The sequence below is a fragment of the Halomonas sp. McD50-4 genome, assembly GCF_022348135.1.
In the GTDB taxonomy this organism is placed as follows: domain Bacteria; phylum Pseudomonadota; class Gammaproteobacteria; order Pseudomonadales; family Halomonadaceae; genus Vreelandella; species Vreelandella piezotolerans.
The window spans coordinates 403,535-421,836 of record NZ_JAKRFG010000001.1; the positions used below are offsets into that span (position 1 = coordinate 403,535).

An 18,302-nucleotide genomic window follows, 5' to 3' on the forward strand; every position below is an offset into this window, starting at 1 on the left:
CGGCTCCTTGAATAATTACGATAAACGCGGCTCTCGGCGAGCGCGGTAGGGCGTCGGCGTACGACGCGGGCGATGACGGGTCTCGGCATCGACCCGAAGCAGCAGCCCAATCATCATACCGGTCACCAGTAGGCTCGAACCGCCATAACTAATCAGCGGCAACGTTAGCCCTTTGGTAGGGAGCAATCCTGAGCTCACCGCCATATTGATGAACGCCTGAGCGGCCACGATGAATCCAATGCCATAGCTGACGTAGGCACCGAATAGATGACCTGCCAGCTCTGCCCGGCGGCCTACCCACATCGCGCGTACAATGAATAGGGTAAACAGCAGGACCACGGCAATAGCGCCTAACATGCCCAACTCTTCGGCCACCACGGCAAAAATGAAGTCCGTATGCGCTTCCGGCAGGTAGTGAAGTTTTTGCACGCTATTGCCAAGGCCAGTGCCGGTGACATGGCCACGACCAAAGGCAATCAATGCCTGGGTCAACTGATAACCGGTGGCGAACTGATCGGCCCAAGGATCGAGAAAGCTGGTCCAGCGCGCCAAGCGATAAGGCTCCATGACGACCATCATGACCGCGCCAAACCCCAACACCCCGCCGCTGCCCAGTAGTAGCGTCAACGAGGCACCACTCATCATCAGCATGCCGATGACACACACGGTATAGACCACCATACCGCCGAAATCTGGGGCGAGAAACAATAGGCTAGCGGGCACGGCCAGTACGGCCAACGGCCGCCACATGGTAAATGCCCGTTGACGCAATTCGTAAGTGAAGCGGGACATGAACGCCGCCATGTAGAAAATCAGCCCCACTTTTGCCAGCTCCGAGACCTGCAGGCTCGGTAGTGGCCCCGGCAGAGAAATCCAGCGCTTACTGCCGTTCACTTCTTGACCGACGATCAGTACCACCACGAGCATGAAAATACTGACGAGCAGGATGAGCGCCGCGTTCTGACGCCATAGCTCCAGCGGCACGCACAGCATGAATAGGCAAGCCGTAATGGCCAGCACGAGAAAAATGCCGTGCTGCCGGGAATAGTGGTAGCTATTTTCTAGCAGTCCTATGGATGCAGAGCTGACCATGATCCAGCCCAGCCCAGCCAACGCTACGACGGCAAGAATCAACCAGATATCACAGGGAAGATGCTGGGTCGTCAGAGCAGCGCGCAGGCGCTGTAGCCGGCTAAGTGACTCGTCGCTCATATCGTCAACTCATTGCGTTTATGTATCACCCACTGACGAAAGGCATCACCACGGGCTTGATAGTTAGCAAATTGATCCAAGCTGGCACAGGCGGGAGACAGCAGCACACAATCACCGGGCTCGGCCATGGCAAAGGCGACTTCCATGGCCTGCGTCAAGTGCTCGACCCGCTCCACGGGCAGTGCCCCTGCCAGCGTTTCCATCAAACGAGGCGCATCGGTGCCAAACACGATCGCCGCACGGGCACACTCAGCAAGTGGAGCCGTTAGGGGCGTAAAGTCAGCGCCCTTGCCCACGCCCCCCGCCAGCAGGATGAGCTTTCCATCGAGAGTGGGACCAATACCGTTGATGGCCGCCAGCGTGGCCCCAACGTTGGTTCCTTTGGAATCATTGACCCAGCGGACCCCGTTAATATCGGCGATCCATTCGCTTCGATGGGGCAAACCCGCGAATGCTCGCAGAGCACGGCACATGTCCGCGCGGCCAAAGCCTAGCGCGTTTCCCATCGCCAGTGCAGCCAGCGCATTGGCATAATGATGCCGACCCGCCAACTGAAGCTCGTCAGCCGCCAACCAAGGCGTCTGCCCATGCATCAACCACCAGCGCCCCTGGCGCTCGTCGAGCCCCCAGGACTGGCCGATGGGTGGCTCACTGCTGAAATACTCGACATGGTTTAGCATCGACTCTGGCCACGTCTGGTCGTCGTCTGCGTTCACCACGGCGTGATCGGCCCCCAGGAAGATGCGCTGCTTGGCCTGACGGTAACCCGCCAGGTCGCCGTGCCGATCCAGATGGTCGTCGCAAAGATTCAAGAACGCTACCGACGCAGCGCCTAGCCACGGGGTCGTTTCTAGCTGAAAGCTGGATAGCTCCAAAATGAAGAGCTCAGCGTCCGGCTGCTCCGCCAACAGATCGAGCGCGGGTGTCCCTAAATTGCCCCCCACCGCGGCCTTGATTCCCGAGGCAGCGGCCATCTCGCCGAGCAGTGTGGTAACGGTGGATTTGGCATTTGACCCGGTAATCGCGGCGATGGGTGCCTTGACGGCACGCTTGAACAGCGCAATTTCCCCCACGAGCATAGGCTCTCCGGTGGTCGGGTTATGACGCTCTAACAACCCCTCCAAACCTGCCGTATAGGGATCGACACCGGGACTGACGACGACCTCGTACGCATCGCGCATATCCAACAGTGTCAAGGCACCGCAGTGTACGTGAACAGCAGGGTGCGCTTGCTGAAAGGCTTCGAGTCCCGGCGGGGTCTCGCGGGTATCCGCCACCATGAACGGCCTACCCAACTGGGTAAGATGACGGCAAATGGCCTGGCCAGAAACTCCTAGCCCGACGACCACCGTAAATCCGTTGGGTACCTGCACCATGTGGCTCCTTCTGCCTTGCGCTAAAGGCGGCCCTAACGCCGCCTATCGGGTCTAAACTTATCGCAGTTTCAGCGTGGCGAGGCCGAGTAGTACCAGCACCACCGTAATAATCCAAAAGCGCACGATGACCCGCGGCTCCGGCCACCCTTTCAACTCATAATGGTGGTGTAACGGGGCCATGCGGAAGATACGGCGACCGGTGAGTTTGTAGGAGCCCACCTGTAAGATCACGGAGACGGTTTCCAACACGAAAATACCGCCCATGATGAACAGCACGATCTCTTGACGAACGATGACCGCCACCACGCCGAGCGCCGCGCCCAGCGCCAGGGCACCGACATCCCCCATGAACACTTGGGCGGGGTACGTGTTGAACCACAGAAAGCCAAGACCGGCGCCCGCGATGGTGGCGCAGAAGACCGCCAGCTCACCGGTACCGTGAATGAAAGGAATATGGAGATAGTTCGCGAATACCGCGTTGCCGCTGGCGTAGGCAAAGACCGAGAGCCCCATGGCCACAAGCACAGTCGGCATGATCGCCAAACCATCCAAGCCATCAGTGAGGTTGACGGCATTCGAGCTACCCACGATCACAAAGTAACTCAGCACGATGTAAAAGACGCCCAGCGGAAGCGCGACGTCCTTGAACATGGGAATGAGCAGGCTGGTTTCTGCAGGCGTGGTGGCCGTTGCGTAGAGCACCACGGCCGCTCCAATACCCACGACCGACTGCCAGAAGTATTTCCAACGCGCTGGCAGGCCTCGGGGATTCTTCTCGACCACTTTACGGTAATCATCGACCCAACCAATCGCCCCAAACCCCAGTGTCACCAGTAGCACGACCCACACATAGTGGTTGGTCAAATCGCCCCAGACCAGCGTACTAATGGCAATTGCCAATAGAATCATCGCGCCCCCCATGGTCGGGGTGCCCGCTTTCGAGAGATGCGACTGGGGGCCATCATCTCTCACTGCTTGGCCAATTTGGCCTTCTACCAGTCGGCGAATGACCCACGGTCCTAACCAAAGACACAGCATCAATGCCGTTAGCGCTGCCAAAATCACGCGTAACGTCAAATAGTTAAAAACTTGAAACGTAGACTGATATTGGGCTAAGAAATTCGCCAAATGAAGTAACATGAACGGCGCTTACCTTGTTTCATCCGCGCGCAATGCCGTAATGACCGTTTCCATGCCAGCACTACGCGACCCTTTCACCAGCAATGTGGCGTGGGGTGGAAGAGAATGAATAATATGACGCACAAGCGTCTCGTGATCGTCAAAATGCTGCCCACGACCAAAGGCATCCGAGGCCGCACGGGCTGCTTCGCCGTAGGTCACCAGCATATCGATGCCCAGCGACGCAGCGTAGCGACCCACCTCGGCGTGAAGGGCTTGCGACTCGCCGCCTAACTCCCCCATCGCCCCCAACGCGCACCAGCGTGGCGCTGGAAAGCTGGCTAGCGCGTCTAGCGCGGCTTTCACTGCGCCGGGGTTGGCATTGTAGGTGTCATCGAGCAGCGTAGAATGACGTAGACCAGCCACTAGGCTTAGGCGACCTGACAGTGACGTCAATCCGCCCAACCCGGCCACCACGTCTTGCGATGACACGCCGAGCGCCAGTGCCGCTGCCGATGCAGCGAGTGCGTTGCTGACGTTATGCTTCCCAATCAGTGGCAGATTGACGTCACCGAGGCGCTGGCCGTGCGCAACAAGCGTGAAAGCATACCGCCCCTGAGGGTCGCAGGAAAGTGCCTGGGCGTGAACGTCGGCATCCTCATGTAAGCCGTAGCTGATACAACGCCTAGGGGCGGCACAAGCTGACCAAAAATCGTGGTAGCGATCGTCTCGGTTGATGACGGCCGTGCCATCGGACCCAAGCCCAGATAAGATCTCACTTTTTGCCTGAGCAATCTGCCCCATGCCGCCAAATTCGCCAACATGCGCCCCGGTCACGTTGGTTATGATCGCTACTTGCGGTGCGGTGAGCTGGCTCGTCCAAGCGATCTCGCCCAGATGATTAGCCCCCAGCTCGATCACGCCCGCTTGATGCTCGTGAGATAAACGCAACAGCGTCAGCGGCGCACCGATATCGTTATTCAAATTGCCCGAGGTCGCTAGTACGTCACCGAGCGGTGACAGCAAGGCAGCGGTGATCTCTTTTACCGTGGTCTTACCGCTATTACCGGTGACGGCGATGAGCGGGAGGTCGAACCGACGACGCCAAGCCTTGGCCAACAACCCCAGCCCAAGCCGCGTATCCGAACACACCAACTGCGGCAGAGCGCTTTCCACCGGACGCTCCACCAACGCGGCGACAGCCCCCTGCTCCCTTGCTTGCTCGACGAACGCGTGGCCATCGAAACGCGGTCCTTTTAACGCGACAAACAGGCATCCAGGAATGATTTTCCGCGTGTCGGTCACGACAGACGACACCCATTGAGCGCCGTTGATGGGCGACACGCCGACACCCAGTGCAGCGGCCACTTCTGTTAACGTCCACATCAGACGACACCTCGAGTCGCTAATGCATCTCGAACCTGCTCGTCATCTTGAAACGCATGACGCACGCCATCGATCTCTTGATAGGCTTCGTGACCTTTACCTGCCACGAGAACCACATCTTCCGGCGAGGCCTGATGTACCGCGTGGAGAATAGCTTGGCCACGATCACCGACCTCGTCGACCGTCGCACGTTCGGTAAAGCCAGTGAGAATTTGCTCACGAATACGCGCCGCCGACTCCCCGCGAGGGTTATCATCGGTCACCACGATGTGGTCGGCTAGCTGCTCAGCGACGCTGGCCATTTCGGCGCGCTTTCCCGTATCGCGCTCTCCCCCACAGCCAAACACACACCACAACTTGCCCCGGCTACCCAGATGGGCGCGCAGCGCGCCTAGCGCACTCTGTAGCGCATCTGGCGTGTGGGCGTAATCTACTACCACGCTGGGTGCACGATCACCACCGAAGCACGCCATACGTCCCGGCACTGGGGAAAGGCTAGCCGCTGCCGCGAACAGCGACTCCAATGACTCGCCCAATCCATACAGCACGGCGATAGCCAGCAACACGTTGTCCAGATTGAACCGCCCCATGAGACCTAGCTGCAGCGCTTTCTCACCTTCCGGGGTCGCAATCAGCGCCTGCTGTCCAAGGGCATGCGGCTGCCAATCCAACACCCGTAGCGTGACGGCGTCATCGCTGCCAGTCGCCAACACGCGCACGCGCTGGTCACACCCGGCCAGCATCAAGCGAGCCAAGGGGTCGTCACCGTTCACAACGGCCAATGTCAACTCGGCTCGACGGAAGAGTTTTGCCTTTGCCGCTGCGTAAGCGGCCATACTGCCGTGATAATCCAAATGATCCCGGGTCAGATTGGTAAATACCCCGACGTTCACATCCACCGCGTCCAAGCGCTGCTGATCCAGCGCGTGGGAAGAGGCCTCCAGCGCAACCCGCTTGACGCCCTGGCGCGCCAACTCACCCAGCGTCGATTGCAGGGCAAGGGGACCAGGCGTCGTCAACCCGCTTTCTAACAGCTGACCCGGTCGTCCTACGCCCAAGGTCCCAATCACACCGGCAGGTGTCCCCAAGCGTTCGCTGAGCTCGGCAATGTAGTGGGTCACCGAGCTCTTGCCGTTGGTTCCCGTGACTGCAATGATCTCAAGCCCACTCGGCACGTCAAACAACGCCCGACCCAGCTCCCCCAGACGCAGCGACAAATGCGGCAAAAACAGCACGCGTTCGTCCAGGCTCACGTCACTCTCTTTGGTATGCGCCAGCACGAGGGCGGCTCCACTTGCCAACGCTTGTTCGATATACGCTCGGCCATCACTCTGGCTGCCGGGCACGGCAACGAACACATCGCCTGCCTGGAGCTTGCGAGAATCGGTGATCAGATGAAGCTGCTGAGGTAGGTCAGGCAGCGCTGGCAGTTCGGCGCTCGGCCATACCAAGCGTAACGCTTTCCGTAACTGGTCTGGGCATAGAGTCATGCCATCTCCTTAAACACTAATCGACCTCGTAATCCGGCGGCACATCCAACAGCCGCAGAGCGTTGCCGGTGACACTCGAAAACACCGGAGCGGCTACGGCGCCACCATAGAACTCGCCCGCTTTAGGGTGATCGATCATGACCACCGTCACGATACGCGGGTCCGAAATCGGAGCAATGCCAGCAAACACGCTGCGATACGCATCGGTGGCATACCCTTGCTGCCCCGTTTTACGCACGGTGCCGGTTTTACCGCCCACGCGATACCCCTCTACCCGAGCTCGTCGACCGCCGGTGTAAGCGCCCACCGACGTCTCCAAGATATCGAGTAGGTCGTTGGCAACGCTAGGCTCGATGGCAGGAATACCTGGCGGGGGCTCTGACAACCTCAACAACGAAGGAGGTAGACGCTGACCGTCATTGGCTAACGCCGTGTAGGCACTGGCCAATTGGACCGCCGTCACCGAGAGCCCATACCCATAAGAGAGCGCGGCTCGCTCGCTGCGTGACCACTGAATCCGCGCCGGTAACGTTCCCGTAGACTCTCCAGGAAACCCTGTACCTGGGCTTTGACCTAGGCCCAGTTGGTTGTATTTTTCCCAGATGGCCGTATCGCTGAGCTGAAGCGCCAAACGTGACATACCAATATTCGAGGACTTTTCGAGAATACCCGCCAGATCCAATTCGCCATAGTTACGGAAATCGCGAATCGTGAACTGGTCGAGCCGCATCCACCCCGGCGAGGTATCTACGACCGCATCGCGCCCAACGATGCCGCTTTCCAGCACAGCGGCCATAGCAAGCGGCTTCATCACCGATCCCGGTTCAAACACATCGACCAGCGCTTGATTGCGTAAGCCGCGAGGGTCTAACCCGGCGCGATTGTTGGGGTTATAAGAGGGAAAGTTGGCCATCGCCAGTACTTCACCGGTACGGGCATCCATCATCACAAGCACGCCACCGTCTGCTTGGTGCTCGGCAACGGCGGCACGCAGCTCCCGATAGGCCATGTACTGAATACGTTGATCGATCGCCAGGGTTAATTCTCCACCCGGCTGCGCTTCACGAATCACACCCAACTCTCGCACCAAGCGGCCGCGCCGGTCTTTGATGACGCGACGCTGCCCCGGGTGACCCGCTAGGTAGGGCTGATAAGCGAGCTCTAAGCCCTCCTGACCGACGTCGTCTACGTTGGTGACGCCGAGTATTTGGGCCGCCACCTCTCCAGCCGGGTAGTAGCGCTTGTATTCACGCTGGGGATAGACACCCGGCGTGCGCAGATCGAGGATGCGCTGCGCAGCGTCTGGGGTCATCTGTCGGCGCAAATACATGAATTCGCGGCTACTGTAGCGCGCCACTCGGGACTCGAAGTCATCCAGTGACATCCCCAGCGCCTGCGCCAGCATGACACGCTGGATGGCGTCTGTAGGCAACTCTTGAGGGTTCGCCCAAAGCGTCACGACCGGCGTCGAAATCGCCAGCGGCTCCCCGTTACGATCAGTGATCATCCCGCGGTGGGCGGGAATGGTTTCGTGGCGCAGCGTGCGGGCATCACCCTGGCTCTGCAAGAAGGGGCGGTCGATGACCTGAAGCAGCGTAATCCGTCCAATCAGAATCGCCGATGCCAAGCCAATGGCCAATAAGATGAAGAAAAAGCGCCCACCGGCAAGCGGCGGCGCGATGGGATATTGGCGGGACGTCCCTCCCCGACCTTCACGCCTCATGGCCGAATCACCTCGACATCGTTTACGTCAGGAATGCGCATCTCTAGCCGTTCCGTGGCAATTTGTTCAATGCGGGCCGGCGTTGACCAGGCCCCCTCCTCCAGCAATAACTGCCCCCACTCGGTTTGCAACTGATTCTTTTCCTGCTCCAACCGCTGCAACTCGGCAAACTGCGTGCGCGTCATGTGAGTCGTCGTGACCACGGCCAAACCGGTCAGCAAACAGGCCATAAACAGCCCGATCATCGTCATGGGCCACCAACGAAGACGTAGTTTGAATGGCCACTCTGCCCTTAGCGTGGAAGCCCAGAGCCCTAACCGCTCCATACTCATGATTAGCCTCGCTTACGCGCCGCCCGCATGACGGCACTTCGCGCGCGGGGGTTGGCATCGACTTCCTCGTCACTTGGACGACTGCCTTTACCCAGCGCTTCCAGACGGCGGTTCAACTGATCGTCACGGATGGGAACCCCTCGGGGTAGATGGGTATCTCCACGCACGTGATGTCGAATAAAACGCTTCACACGACGGTCTTCCAACGAATGGAAGCTGATCACCACCAAATGACCACCGGGGGCAAGCGCTTCGAGCGCTGCTTCTAAGGCGGCATCGAGCTGGTCGAGTTCCCCATTGAGATAAATGCGCAGCCCTTGGAATGCCTTGGTGGCCGGATGGCGTCCTTTTTCCCACGCAGGGTGCGCGGCTTTCAGCACCTCAGCCAAGTCCACCGTATGCGTAAAGGGCTTCTCTACTCGACGCTTTATCACGGCATTCGCTAGACGTTTGGCGTAGCGCTCTTCCCCGTAGGCTTTGAAGACATGGGCAATATCGGCTTCATTGGCGCGGGCCAAAAACTCGGCGGCGCTCTCCCCTTGGGTAGGGTCCATGCGCATATCCAGCGGACCGTTACGCATGAAGCTAAACCCGCGTTCGGGGTCATCGAGCTGGGGGGATGAGACGCCCACATCTAGCAGAATGCCGGAAAGCTTGCCATAGAGCCCTTGCTCTTTGGCAAACTCCGCCAGCTGGGCGAACTCGCGCTGAGTGATAAGAAACCGAGAATCATCTATGTCAGCGGCCGCTGCGATGGCCTGTGGGTCGCGATCCATGGCCAGCAAGCGACCTTGATGACTCAAACGGGAAAGAATCAACCGGGAGTGACCACCACGACCAAAGGTGCCATCTAGGTAAACGCCTTCTGGATCATGCACCAGGGCATCTACCGCTCCTTCCAATAAAACGCTGGTATGACGAAAACGGGTGACCTGATCAGCGTCAGCAGAAGGCATGGTACTCTCACACAAAATTTGGGAAGGCGCGCTGGGCACGCCTTTCATGGAAATGGGGAGTCGGCCGATAAGCCGGGTTCTGTCGTGGACAGTCATTCCTCTAGGCGCTGCGTCACCGCAGCGCTCAAGCAACCTACCCGGACCCAGCGCGGGCCACGCCGTTGGGTCCCTATTTGGTCTTGCTCCGAGTGGGGTTTACCATGCCACGCACTGTTGCCAGGCGCGCGGTGCGCTCTTACCGCACCCTTTCACCCTTACCGGCCCCTGAGGTTGATGTCAGAGACTTAGGCGGTCTGCTCTCTGCTGCACTTTCCGTCGGCTTACGCCGCCCAGGCGTTACCTGGCACTCTGCCCTATGGAGCCCGGACTTTCCTCCCCCGGCGGCCCTAACGGGCACACCAGCGGCGACTGTCTGGCCAACTCCGGCGGCAAGCATACCAGTGCCCCGCGTTCGCCTCAATGCTGACCTTTCATTGCCTGCAACCGGGCATACCACTCCTGCTTGCGCCCGCCTAGCATTCGTGCCGCAACCGACGCCCCCTGCTTGACGCCAATACCTTCGGCCAGCAAAGCAGCGAGCAGTTCGTCGGCCGACATCGTCTGCTCATCGCTTGGCTCCATCTTGGGTGCACCCGAAATCATGATCACGAATTCGCCACGACTCTGGTTAGGATCATCCGCGAGCCGATCGCGCAGCGATGCCGGAGAGCCCTGCAGAAACGTCTCGTACGTTTTGGTCAGCTCACGGGCCAACACCACGGATCGATCGGGCATCTGGTCGCACAACGCTTCCAGCGTGTGAACAATGCGGTGGGGCGATTCATAGAACACAAGCGTTTCCTCACGACACTGCCACTGCTCGAGCGTTTGGCGGCGAGCGCTTGGCTTGGCAGGTAAAAAACCGCCAAACGTAAAACGATCAGTAGGCAGGCCCGCAGCGGATAGCGCCGTAATCAGCGCACAGGGACCGGGCAATGGCACGACGCTTCGGCCTCTAGCGCGTAGCTCACGCACCAACACGAATCCTGGGTCGCAAATCAGCGGCGTGCCCGCATCACTAATCAACGCAATGTTTTCGCCCGCCAACAAATAGCCATCCAGGGTATCTACTCGCTGGGCTTCGTTATGTTCGTGCAACGACATCATCGGCGTATTCACACCAAGATGGCCGAGCAGGCGCGCACTATGCCGAGTATCCTCAGCCGCAATACGTGATACGTCGGCCAAGACGCGAGCGGCGCGCGGGGTCAAATCGTCCAAATTCCCAATTGGCGTGGCAACCACGTACAATGTGCCCGGATGTTGGTGTGTCATCATGACTCCCGATTTGTTGATGGCTTGCCCTGACGGTGCGCTATGCTTGTGAAAAAGCCACGCTAACCAGCTGATAGACCGCGACAGCGCAAATGGAAACTAAGGAAGGATACATGAAACAGTCACTTCGTGGCCTATTGGCCACTGCCTTCATGGCACTTCTCATCACCGGGTGCGCCATGCAGCCCCCCAGCGTGGTTGATCGAGTGCCTGATCAGGATGCAGGACGCTTGCTCAGTCAGGCCGAGCAGCAAGCGCCGGAGCAAGCTGCCCGCACCCGCTTGGAAGCGGCCAACATTCTGGCCCGCCAAGGCCAGCGTGAAAACGCCTTCGATGCCGCCAATAGCATCGACGAGGCGCAGCTCAACGATACCGACCGTGTTCGCTGGGCCATGCTGTTCTCGGAACTTGCCCGCGGCCTGAACGATCCGCGTGCCGTCCTTCGCGCCACACAGGTATTGGATGACGAGCTGCCCATGCAGGCGAACCAGCAGCAGACGCTGGCCGAGCGTCGTCAGTGGGCACAACAGGCTCTAGACCAGCAGCCGGGCTCTGTTCAAGTCGCGCTTCCTGAACTGGACGGCACCGAGGTTCGACGTATCATTGTTGCACTGCCAGAGTCCGGCCCACTGAGCAGCGTTGCCAACACTATAGCCAGCGCCATGCGCCGCCATCACGAGATTAGCGCTGACGGCGTTCAGCTAAGCTTCATCGACGCTGCGCAATTCTCCCTCGACGAGCTCTATAGCCGGGCGCAACAGATCAACGCGCAACTCATGATCGGGCCGCTCGATAAAGACCAAGTCACTCAGCTCGAACAGCGTGACAGCGTGCCACTACCTACGTTGGCACTTAACTACGGTAGCAGCGCAAACAACCAAGCCCAGCGTCTGCTGCAATATGGCTTGTCGGCGGAAGACGAGGCGCGCCAAGCGGCACGCCGCGCCTACCAGGATGGACAACGCCAAATGTCGCTCATGGTGCCCGATAACGACTGGGGCCGCCGAGTCGGTGAAGCCTTCTGGAACGAGTATCAGCGCTTAGGTGGCGAAGTCACGAATGCCGTGCGCTATAACCCCAGCAGCCCGGTATCGAATGCGGTGCAAACGGCACTCAATGTCAGCGGAGAACGCGCTCGCCTTGGCAACATTGATGCCCTTTTCCTACTGGCGCTCCCGGACTATGCACGCCAAGTGCCGCCCACGCTGGATTACTACTACGCGCCGGACCTGCCCATCTACGCTACGTCACATCTCCATGAAGGCCGCTTACAAACGCGCCTGGACCAAGATCTCAATGACGTCATGTTCATGGATATCCCGTGGCAAATTCCAGATGCCGCGGTAGGCGGTGAAGAAGTACTGCCGTTCTACCCCACTTACCAAGCGCTACGCGATGAGGCGGACGCCTCCATGTTCCGCTTGATGGCCATGGGCGTGGACGCCTACGAACTGGCTAAACGCATGTCGGATCTGTCTGACCTGAACGGTTTGAACGGCAGCACCGGCACGCTATCGCTCTCCAATGATGGGCGCATTCACCGCGAACTCCCCTGGGCCAAGTTCCAGAACGGTACGCCTTCCCCCATTTTGATCCCCGGTTTACGGGATAATGAGCAGTAGCCCACAGACCGCTCGTTCACGCGGCGCAGCCATTGAGCAAATAGCGGCTCAATGGCTGCAGCAGCGTGGCCTCAAGCTCGTGACCAGCAATCACCATGTAAAGGGCGGCGAATTGGACTTGGTGATGTACGACCGCGACACGCTGGTCTTTGTCGAAGTAAAACATCGCGCCACGACACGTCATGGGCATCCACTCGAAATGGTCAACGCGCAAAAGCGCCGCCGGTTGATTCGTGCGGCAACGCTCTATCTTGCACGACATGATCTCGCATGCCCCTGTCGCTTTGATATCCTAGCCATCACAGGCAGACCGCCCGCTCTCGAGTTCCAATGGGAGCAAGCGGCTTTCGACGCGTATTAATACTCTTAACTAGGAAGCCCTGATGGACTTTCAATCTCGTATACTCAGCCATTTCAATGCCAGCATCGATACCAAAACCTACGCCAGCGAAGTCTTGCCTCCGTTCATCGAGGTCGCCAGTCAAATGATGGTGCAGTGCTTGGTCAACGAAGGGAAAATTCTCGCTTGTGGCAACGGTGGTAGCGCTGGCGATAGCCAGCACTTTTCGTCTGAGTTACTGAATCGTTTCGAGCGCGAGCGCCCCAGCCTACCTGCCTTGGCTCTAACGACCGATACATCGACACTCACCTCCATTGCCAACGACTACAGCTACAACGAAGTCTTTTCCAAACAGATCCGCGCACTGGGCCAGCCTGGCGACGTCTTGCTGGCAATCTCCACCAGCGGCAACTCGGCTAACGTCGTTCAAGCCATCCAGGCTGCTCACGACCGTGACATGACCGTGGTGGCGCTCACCGGACGTGACGGTGGCAACATGGCCTCGCTGCTAGGCCAAGATGACTGCGAAATTCGCGTACCCGCCACCTCCACCGCGCGCATTCAAGAGGTGCATTTGCTCGTCATTCACTGTCTTTGTGATTTAATTGACGAACAACTGTTTGGCGGCGCTGACTAATCACGCGCGTTTTGCGAATCCCTACTGATCAAGGAGTCATTCTCATGGCCCTGCGCTTCTCCTCCAAAACCTTACTGGCTGCAACGCTTTGTGGTGCGATCGCACTCAGTGGTTGCGCCAACAATAGCGCCTCCAACCCGTCCAACTACGGCCAACGCAGCAATGACGTAGAAGCCGTCGATGCCACCATCGAGCGAGAAGTAGAGCGCGCCCTAGCCCGCGCAGATGCCCGCCTTGGCGATGCCCGCATCCGCGCTCACAGCTACAATGGTGCCCTACTACTCGTCGGACAAGTACCCAGCGAAGAACTAAAAAACATGGCCGGTAGCGTGGCCTCCAACCTGCGTGGCGTGCAAAAAGTCCACAACGAACTGACCGTGGCGGCCAATCTACCCGCGACTCAGCGACTGACGGACACTTGGCTCACCACCAATGTCATCAGCCAGCTCGCCACCAATGACCGCATTGACTCTTCAAAGCTGAAGGTCACCACGGAAAATGCCAGCGTCTATTTGATGGGCATGGTGACGCGTGAAGAGGCTGACCGCATCGTCAATGCTGCCTCATCGGTAGGGGGCGTTCAGCGCATCGTGAAGGTGTTCGATTACCTCGACTAGTCCCCATAAACGGAAAAACCTCGCCAGATGCCTGGCGAGGTTTTTATGTATGACGCCCCAAGAAGTTACTTAACGACACGCAACGTGGGCTTCTTCTTGGGCTTTGCAGCGCTAGTGTCAGCCTCGGAAGAGTCGCTGGACGGCGTGTCCGGCGTGGACTCCGTTAGGGTCAGCTCAGGTTTCGAAGCCTCCGAACCCGCGCTTTCCGACTCGTCAGACGAATCATCATGCTCATCGAAGCCTTCTGCATCTAGCTCAGGCTCATGACCAAACACCATACCCGCACCATTCTCACGGGCATAAATAGCAATCAGCGCAGGCGTTGGGATCATCACCTGCATGGGCTGACCGCCGAAACGCGCATTGAAACCAATCGCCTGATTTTCCATGAACAGGTCGCGAACAGCCATCGGCGCCACGTTGAGTACGATTTGTCCGTTTTGTACGAACTGCCTCGGCACCTCGACACCAGGCTGAGTAGCGTCCACCACGAGGTACGGTGTCAGCTCATTATCCAACAGCCACTCGTAAAGAGCTCGGGCGAGATAGGGACGACTCGACTTCATAAGGCTCCCTCCTCCTAACGTGAATGGCCTCTAACAGGAAGAGGCCGAATGAATTCAAGCGCGCATCTCTTTTTCACGCTCGTTCAGAGATGCTTTAAACGCTTCACGCTCGAATACCCGAGACATGTAACCCAGCAGCGGTTTGACCTGTTTTTCGGGCAGTTCGATGTTCAGCTCCGGTAAACGCCATAAAATCGGCGCCAAACAGCAATCCACCAGCGTGAATTCTTCGCTCATGAAGTAAGGCATGTCTTCGAAGATCGGTGAAATACCGATCAGACTCTCGCGCAGCTCTTTACGCGCTTTCTCGGCCTCTTTTTTACCGCCAGTGCGAATCTGCTCGAGCATCGGACACCACTCCCGCTCGATGCGATGCATCCATAGTCGGCTTTGTGCACGCGCTACCGGATAGACCGGCAGCAGCGGCGGATGAGGAAAGCGCTCATCCAAGTACTCCATCATGACCTTGGACTCGTAAAGCACCAGATCACGGTCCAGCAGCGTCGGGACGCTGTTGTACGGGTTGAGGTCTGCTAACTCTTCAGGCGGCTGCTCTTCGGTGACATCAACGATGTCGACCGCCACTCCTTTTTCAGCCAAAACAATGCGCACTCGATGACTGAAATGATCATCACTACCTGAGTAAAAGATCATTGACGACCGCTTGGCCACAACACCCATGAAAGCATCCTCGCATCAAAACAATTTTCCATAATAACATGCCAGCACCCTCTTATGGGAAGGTAGCCAGCGATACAAAGCGATACTACAGACAAGCAAAAGGCGCACGGCTCTCGCCGTGCGCCCGAACGACCTATCAGACTTTATCGATCAGTGGACGTCTCGCCAGTACTCACGCTTGAGCAGGTAAGCAATCACACCAAAAATAAAGATGAAGATGAGCACTTTAGGTGCCAGGGCTTGCGCCTGCAGCTTGGAGGGCTCACCCACGTAGGCCAGGAAGTTGGTCAAGTCATATACCGCTTCCTCGAACTCAGCTGGCTCCATCGCCCCTGGTTGAGTCACTTGCAGCACATCACAAGACTGATACTTACCTGATAGCGGGTCGGGAGACTGCCCCGCCACCGGCTGATCGGTTTCGGCACACACCAATTCCTGAACGCCTTGGAGAGGCTCCAACACGTTAGGCATCGCCACCAAATCAAAGACCGTATTGTTGACACCGGTTGGGCGGCTAGGGTCTTTGTAAAACCCTAACAGATAGGAGTAGATCCAGTCGGTGCCACGTAAACGCGCCTCCAGCGTCAAGTCAGGCGGCGGAGCGCCAAACCAAGACTCTGCATCCCCACGGTCCATGGCAATGTGCATTTGGTCATTGAATGCCAGGTCCGAGGAGAAGATCAGGTTCTCTTCCACTAGATCTTGCGGAATACCCAAATCATCCGCAGCACGTGCAAAGCGTTGATGCTCTAGTGAGTGACAGCCCATGCAGTAGTTGACGTAGAGCTTCATACCGTTTTGCAACGACGCCTGGTCGTGCAGGTCAGGCTCCATGCTGTGGGGCACGCTTGCGCCACCAGCCGCCATCGCGGTGACTGGCACGATTGCGAAGAGCAGTGCTAATAGTTGCTTTTTCATTAGCCAGTCACCCTTTCCGGAACGGGTTTGGTCTTCTCCAGCTTGGTGTAGAACGGCATCAGCAGGAAGAAGGCGAAGTAAATGGCTGTACACACTTGCGCCAAGATGGTGCGACCTGTCGTTGACGGCAACACACCTAGAACGCCCAAAATCACAAAGCTAATGCAGAACAGCAGTAGCATGACTTTGGACATCCAGCCTTTGTAGCGCATCGAGCGCACCGGGCTACGGTCGAGCCACGGCAGCACGAACAACACCGCGATGGCCGCACCCATGCAGACGACACCCAAGAACTTAGCGTCAAGACCAAACAGCGAGAAGGTAATCGCACGCAGAATGGCGTAGAACGGCGTGAAGTACCAGACCGGTGCAATGTGGTCAGGCGTTTTCAGCGGGTTAGCCGGCTCGAAGTTAGGCCGCTCGATGAAGTAGCCCCCCCCTTCCGGGAAGTAGAACACCACGACACTGAAGACAAACAAGAACACCGCAATACCCACCAAGTCCTTCACGGTGTAGTACGGGTGGAAAGCGATGCCGTCGAGCGGCTTGCCGGTCTCGTCTTTCTTCTGCTTGATGTCGATACCATCAGGGTTGTTAGAACCCACTTCATGCAGAGCAATGATGTGAAGCACGACCAATGCCAAAATCACGATGGGCAACGCAACGACGTGAAGCGCAAAGAAACGGTTCAACGTGATGCCTGAAATCAGGAAGTCACCGCGCACCCACTGCGCTAGATCAGGGCCAATACCCGGGATGGCCGAGAACAGCGAGATAATGACCTGCGCCCCCCAGTAAGACATTTGACCCCATGGGAGCAGATAGCCCATAAAGGCTTCGGCCATCAGCAGAAGATAGATGGCCATACCAAAAATCCACACCAGCTCACGTGGCGCTTTGTAGGAACCATAAAGCAAGCCGCGGAACATATGCAGATAGATGACCACGAAGAAGGCGGATGCCCCCGTCGTATGCATGTAGCGAATCAACCAGCCCCATTCGACATCACGCATGATGTACTCGACGGAGGCAAACGCGCCTTCGGCAGAGGGATTGAAACTCATGGTCAACCAAACGCCAGTCAGGATTTGGTTGACCAGCACCAGCAGCGCCAAAACGCCAAATATATAGAAGAAGTTGAAGTTCTTCGGCGCGTAGTACTTCGTCAGATGGTCTTGCATCATTTGCGTGGCGGGGAATCGGTCGTCCACCCAGCGCATGATGCCACTCTCGGCCTTCGCCTTATTTGGATTAGCCATTAGGCACTCTCCTCATCTTCGCCGACCACGATGATGTCATCGCTTTCAAAGCGGTAGGGCGGCACTTCAAGGTTCGTCGGCGCAGGAACGTTGCTAAAGACGCGACCGGCCAAGTCAAAACGAGAGCCGTGGCATGGGCAGAAGAAACCACCCGGCCAGTTATCGACGCCCACCCCTTCCGCATCCGGCTCGGGCCGATACAAGGGAGAACAGCCCAAATGGGTACAGATGCCGATCAAGACACCAATCTCAGGCTTGATCGAGCGCAGACCACCCTGGATATAGGCAGGCTGCTGTGGCACTTCGGACTCTGGATCCGCCAAGCTGTCAGCCCCTAGCGCTTCGGTCCGTTCGATCATCTCAGGCGTACGATTAATGATCCAAATCGGGCGACCACGCCACTCGACGGTCATACGCTGACCTGGCTCAAGCTTGGAAATATCCGCTTGAACCGGCGCGCCTGCCGCTCTTGCCTTGGCACTAGGCTGCCAAGATGCCACAAAGGGGACCGCAACCCCGACAGCGCCCACCGCCCCCACAACGGAGGTGGCGCCCACGAGGAAACGGCGCCGTCCCTTGTTTACGCCGTTATCTGCCATTTCTGGTTTCTCCCATCAGCTTACCCGTTCCGTCGCAAAGGCGTCTTGCGACGACGAATATCAAATACAGTCTATGTTAAAAAAACAAAACGCTCTGCACAAGAACAACCGCCCCGGACCATGGTGGTAGGAGCGTTATAATTTTTTGATATTCC

General features: G+C 57.9%; 18 protein-coding genes and 1 other RNA gene. 4 read left to right on the forward strand and 15 right to left on the reverse strand.

The window, feature by feature from the left end:
• Positions 1 to 15: 15 nt before the first annotated feature.
• The 10 genes from ftsW to rsmI all read right to left on the reverse strand — a co-directional run bounded on the left by ftsW (position 16) and on the right by rsmI (position 10,908).
• A complete protein-coding gene (gene ftsW / locus MHM85_RS01915) occupies positions 16 to 1,212 on the reverse strand; it encodes a putative lipid II flippase FtsW (RefSeq protein ID WP_139527196.1) in 1,197 nt (398 codons plus the stop codon).
• A complete protein-coding gene (gene murD / locus MHM85_RS01920) occupies positions 1,209 to 2,588 on the reverse strand; it encodes a UDP-N-acetylmuramoyl-L-alanine--D-glutamate ligase (protein WP_153842879.1) in 1,380 nt (459 codons plus the stop codon). The genes ftsW and murD overlap by 4 nt, the downstream gene beginning before the upstream one ends.
• Before the next feature lie 57 nt (positions 2,589 to 2,645).
• Positions 2,646 to 3,728: a phospho-N-acetylmuramoyl-pentapeptide-transferase gene (mraY, locus tag MHM85_RS01925; protein WP_139527194.1), complete on the reverse strand. Its 1,083-nt coding sequence runs from the start codon at positions 3,726 to 3,728 to the stop codon at positions 2,646 to 2,648.
• Between the two features lie 9 nt (positions 3,729 to 3,737).
• Positions 3,738 to 5,096 (reverse strand): UDP-N-acetylmuramoyl-tripeptide--D-alanyl-D-alanine ligase, encoded by a 1,359-nt coding sequence (murF, locus tag MHM85_RS01930; protein WP_239284492.1) that lies wholly within the window; start codon positions 5,094 to 5,096, stop codon positions 3,738 to 3,740.
• The gene (locus MHM85_RS01935; RefSeq protein ID WP_153842877.1) at positions 5,093 to 6,583 is read right to left on the reverse strand and encodes a UDP-N-acetylmuramoyl-L-alanyl-D-glutamate--2,6-diaminopimelate ligase; all 1,491 of its coding nucleotides are present in this window, start codon (positions 6,581 to 6,583) and stop codon (positions 5,093 to 5,095) included. Before MHM85_RS01935 ends, murF begins: the two co-directional genes overlap by 4 nt.
• A gap of 16 nt (positions 6,584 to 6,599) precedes the next feature.
• Positions 6,600 to 8,306: a penicillin-binding transpeptidase domain-containing protein gene (locus MHM85_RS01940; RefSeq protein WP_139527191.1), complete on the reverse strand. Its 1,707-nt coding sequence runs from the start codon at positions 8,304 to 8,306 to the stop codon at positions 6,600 to 6,602.
• On the reverse strand, positions 8,303 to 8,638 hold the full coding sequence (gene ftsL / locus MHM85_RS01945) for a cell division protein FtsL (RefSeq protein WP_139527190.1): 336 nt from the start codon (positions 8,636 to 8,638) through the stop codon (positions 8,303 to 8,305). Before ftsL ends, MHM85_RS01940 begins: the two co-directional genes overlap by 4 nt.
• 2 nt (positions 8,639 to 8,640) lie before the next feature.
• Positions 8,641 to 9,594 carry a 16S rRNA (cytosine(1402)-N(4))-methyltransferase RsmH gene (gene rsmH / locus MHM85_RS01950; protein WP_168444454.1) on the reverse strand — a complete coding sequence of 318 codons (954 nt, stop codon included), beginning with the start codon at positions 9,592 to 9,594 and terminating at the stop codon, positions 8,641 to 8,643.
• A gap of 52 nt (positions 9,595 to 9,646) precedes the next feature.
• An RNA gene (gene rnpB / locus MHM85_RS01955) (RNase P RNA component class A) lies at positions 9,647 to 10,018 on the reverse strand.
• Positions 10,019 to 10,050: 32 nt separating this feature from the next.
• Positions 10,051 to 10,908, reverse strand: coding sequence for a 16S rRNA (cytidine(1402)-2'-O)-methyltransferase (rsmI, locus tag MHM85_RS01960; protein WP_139527188.1), 858 nt, complete (start codon positions 10,906 to 10,908; stop codon positions 10,051 to 10,053).
• A gap of 113 nt (positions 10,909 to 11,021) precedes the next feature.
• Between rsmI and MHM85_RS01965 the strand changes: the two genes are divergently transcribed.
• The 4 genes from MHM85_RS01965 to MHM85_RS01980 are packed head-to-tail and all read left to right on the forward strand — an operon-like array spanning position 11,022 to position 14,124.
• A complete protein-coding gene (locus tag MHM85_RS01965; protein WP_139527187.1) occupies positions 11,022 to 12,530 on the forward strand; it encodes a penicillin-binding protein activator in 1,509 nt (502 codons plus the stop codon).
• Entirely contained in the window at positions 12,520 to 12,891 is a 372-nt protein-coding gene (locus MHM85_RS01970) for a YraN family protein (RefSeq protein ID WP_139527186.1), read from the forward strand. The genes MHM85_RS01965 and MHM85_RS01970 overlap by 11 nt, the downstream gene beginning before the upstream one ends.
• 22 nt (positions 12,892 to 12,913) lie before the next feature.
• Positions 12,914 to 13,507, forward strand: coding sequence for a phosphoheptose isomerase (locus MHM85_RS01975; RefSeq protein WP_139527185.1), 594 nt, complete (start codon positions 12,914 to 12,916; stop codon positions 13,505 to 13,507).
• Positions 13,508 to 13,551: 44 nt separating this feature from the next.
• The gene (locus tag MHM85_RS01980) at positions 13,552 to 14,124 is read left to right on the forward strand and encodes a BON domain-containing protein (protein WP_139527184.1); all 573 of its coding nucleotides are present in this window, start codon (positions 13,552 to 13,554) and stop codon (positions 14,122 to 14,124) included.
• Positions 14,125 to 14,189: 65 nt separating this feature from the next.
• Here the strand turns inward: MHM85_RS01980 and MHM85_RS01985 are convergent, their stop codons facing one another.
• From MHM85_RS01985 to petA, 5 genes are all read right to left on the reverse strand, one after another.
• Positions 14,190 to 14,690 (reverse strand): ClpXP protease specificity-enhancing factor, encoded by a 501-nt coding sequence (locus tag MHM85_RS01985; RefSeq protein WP_139527183.1) that lies wholly within the window; start codon positions 14,688 to 14,690, stop codon positions 14,190 to 14,192.
• 54 nt (positions 14,691 to 14,744) lie between these two features.
• Positions 14,745 to 15,371, reverse strand: coding sequence for a stringent starvation protein SspA (gene sspA, locus MHM85_RS01990; RefSeq protein WP_139527182.1), 627 nt, complete (start codon positions 15,369 to 15,371; stop codon positions 14,745 to 14,747).
• Between the two features lie 150 nt (positions 15,372 to 15,521).
• The gene (locus MHM85_RS01995; RefSeq protein WP_139527181.1) at positions 15,522 to 16,289 is read right to left on the reverse strand and encodes a cytochrome c1; all 768 of its coding nucleotides are present in this window, start codon (positions 16,287 to 16,289) and stop codon (positions 15,522 to 15,524) included.
• Positions 16,289 to 17,548, reverse strand: coding sequence for a cytochrome bc complex cytochrome b subunit (locus tag MHM85_RS02000; protein WP_139527180.1), 1,260 nt, complete (start codon positions 17,546 to 17,548; stop codon positions 16,289 to 16,291). Before MHM85_RS02000 ends, MHM85_RS01995 begins: the two co-directional genes overlap by 1 nt.
• On the reverse strand, positions 17,548 to 18,147 hold the full coding sequence (petA, locus tag MHM85_RS02005) for a ubiquinol-cytochrome c reductase iron-sulfur subunit (protein WP_044629967.1): 600 nt from the start codon (positions 18,145 to 18,147) through the stop codon (positions 17,548 to 17,550). The genes MHM85_RS02000 and petA overlap by 1 nt, the downstream gene beginning before the upstream one ends.
• Positions 18,148 to 18,302 lie beyond the last annotated feature (155 nt).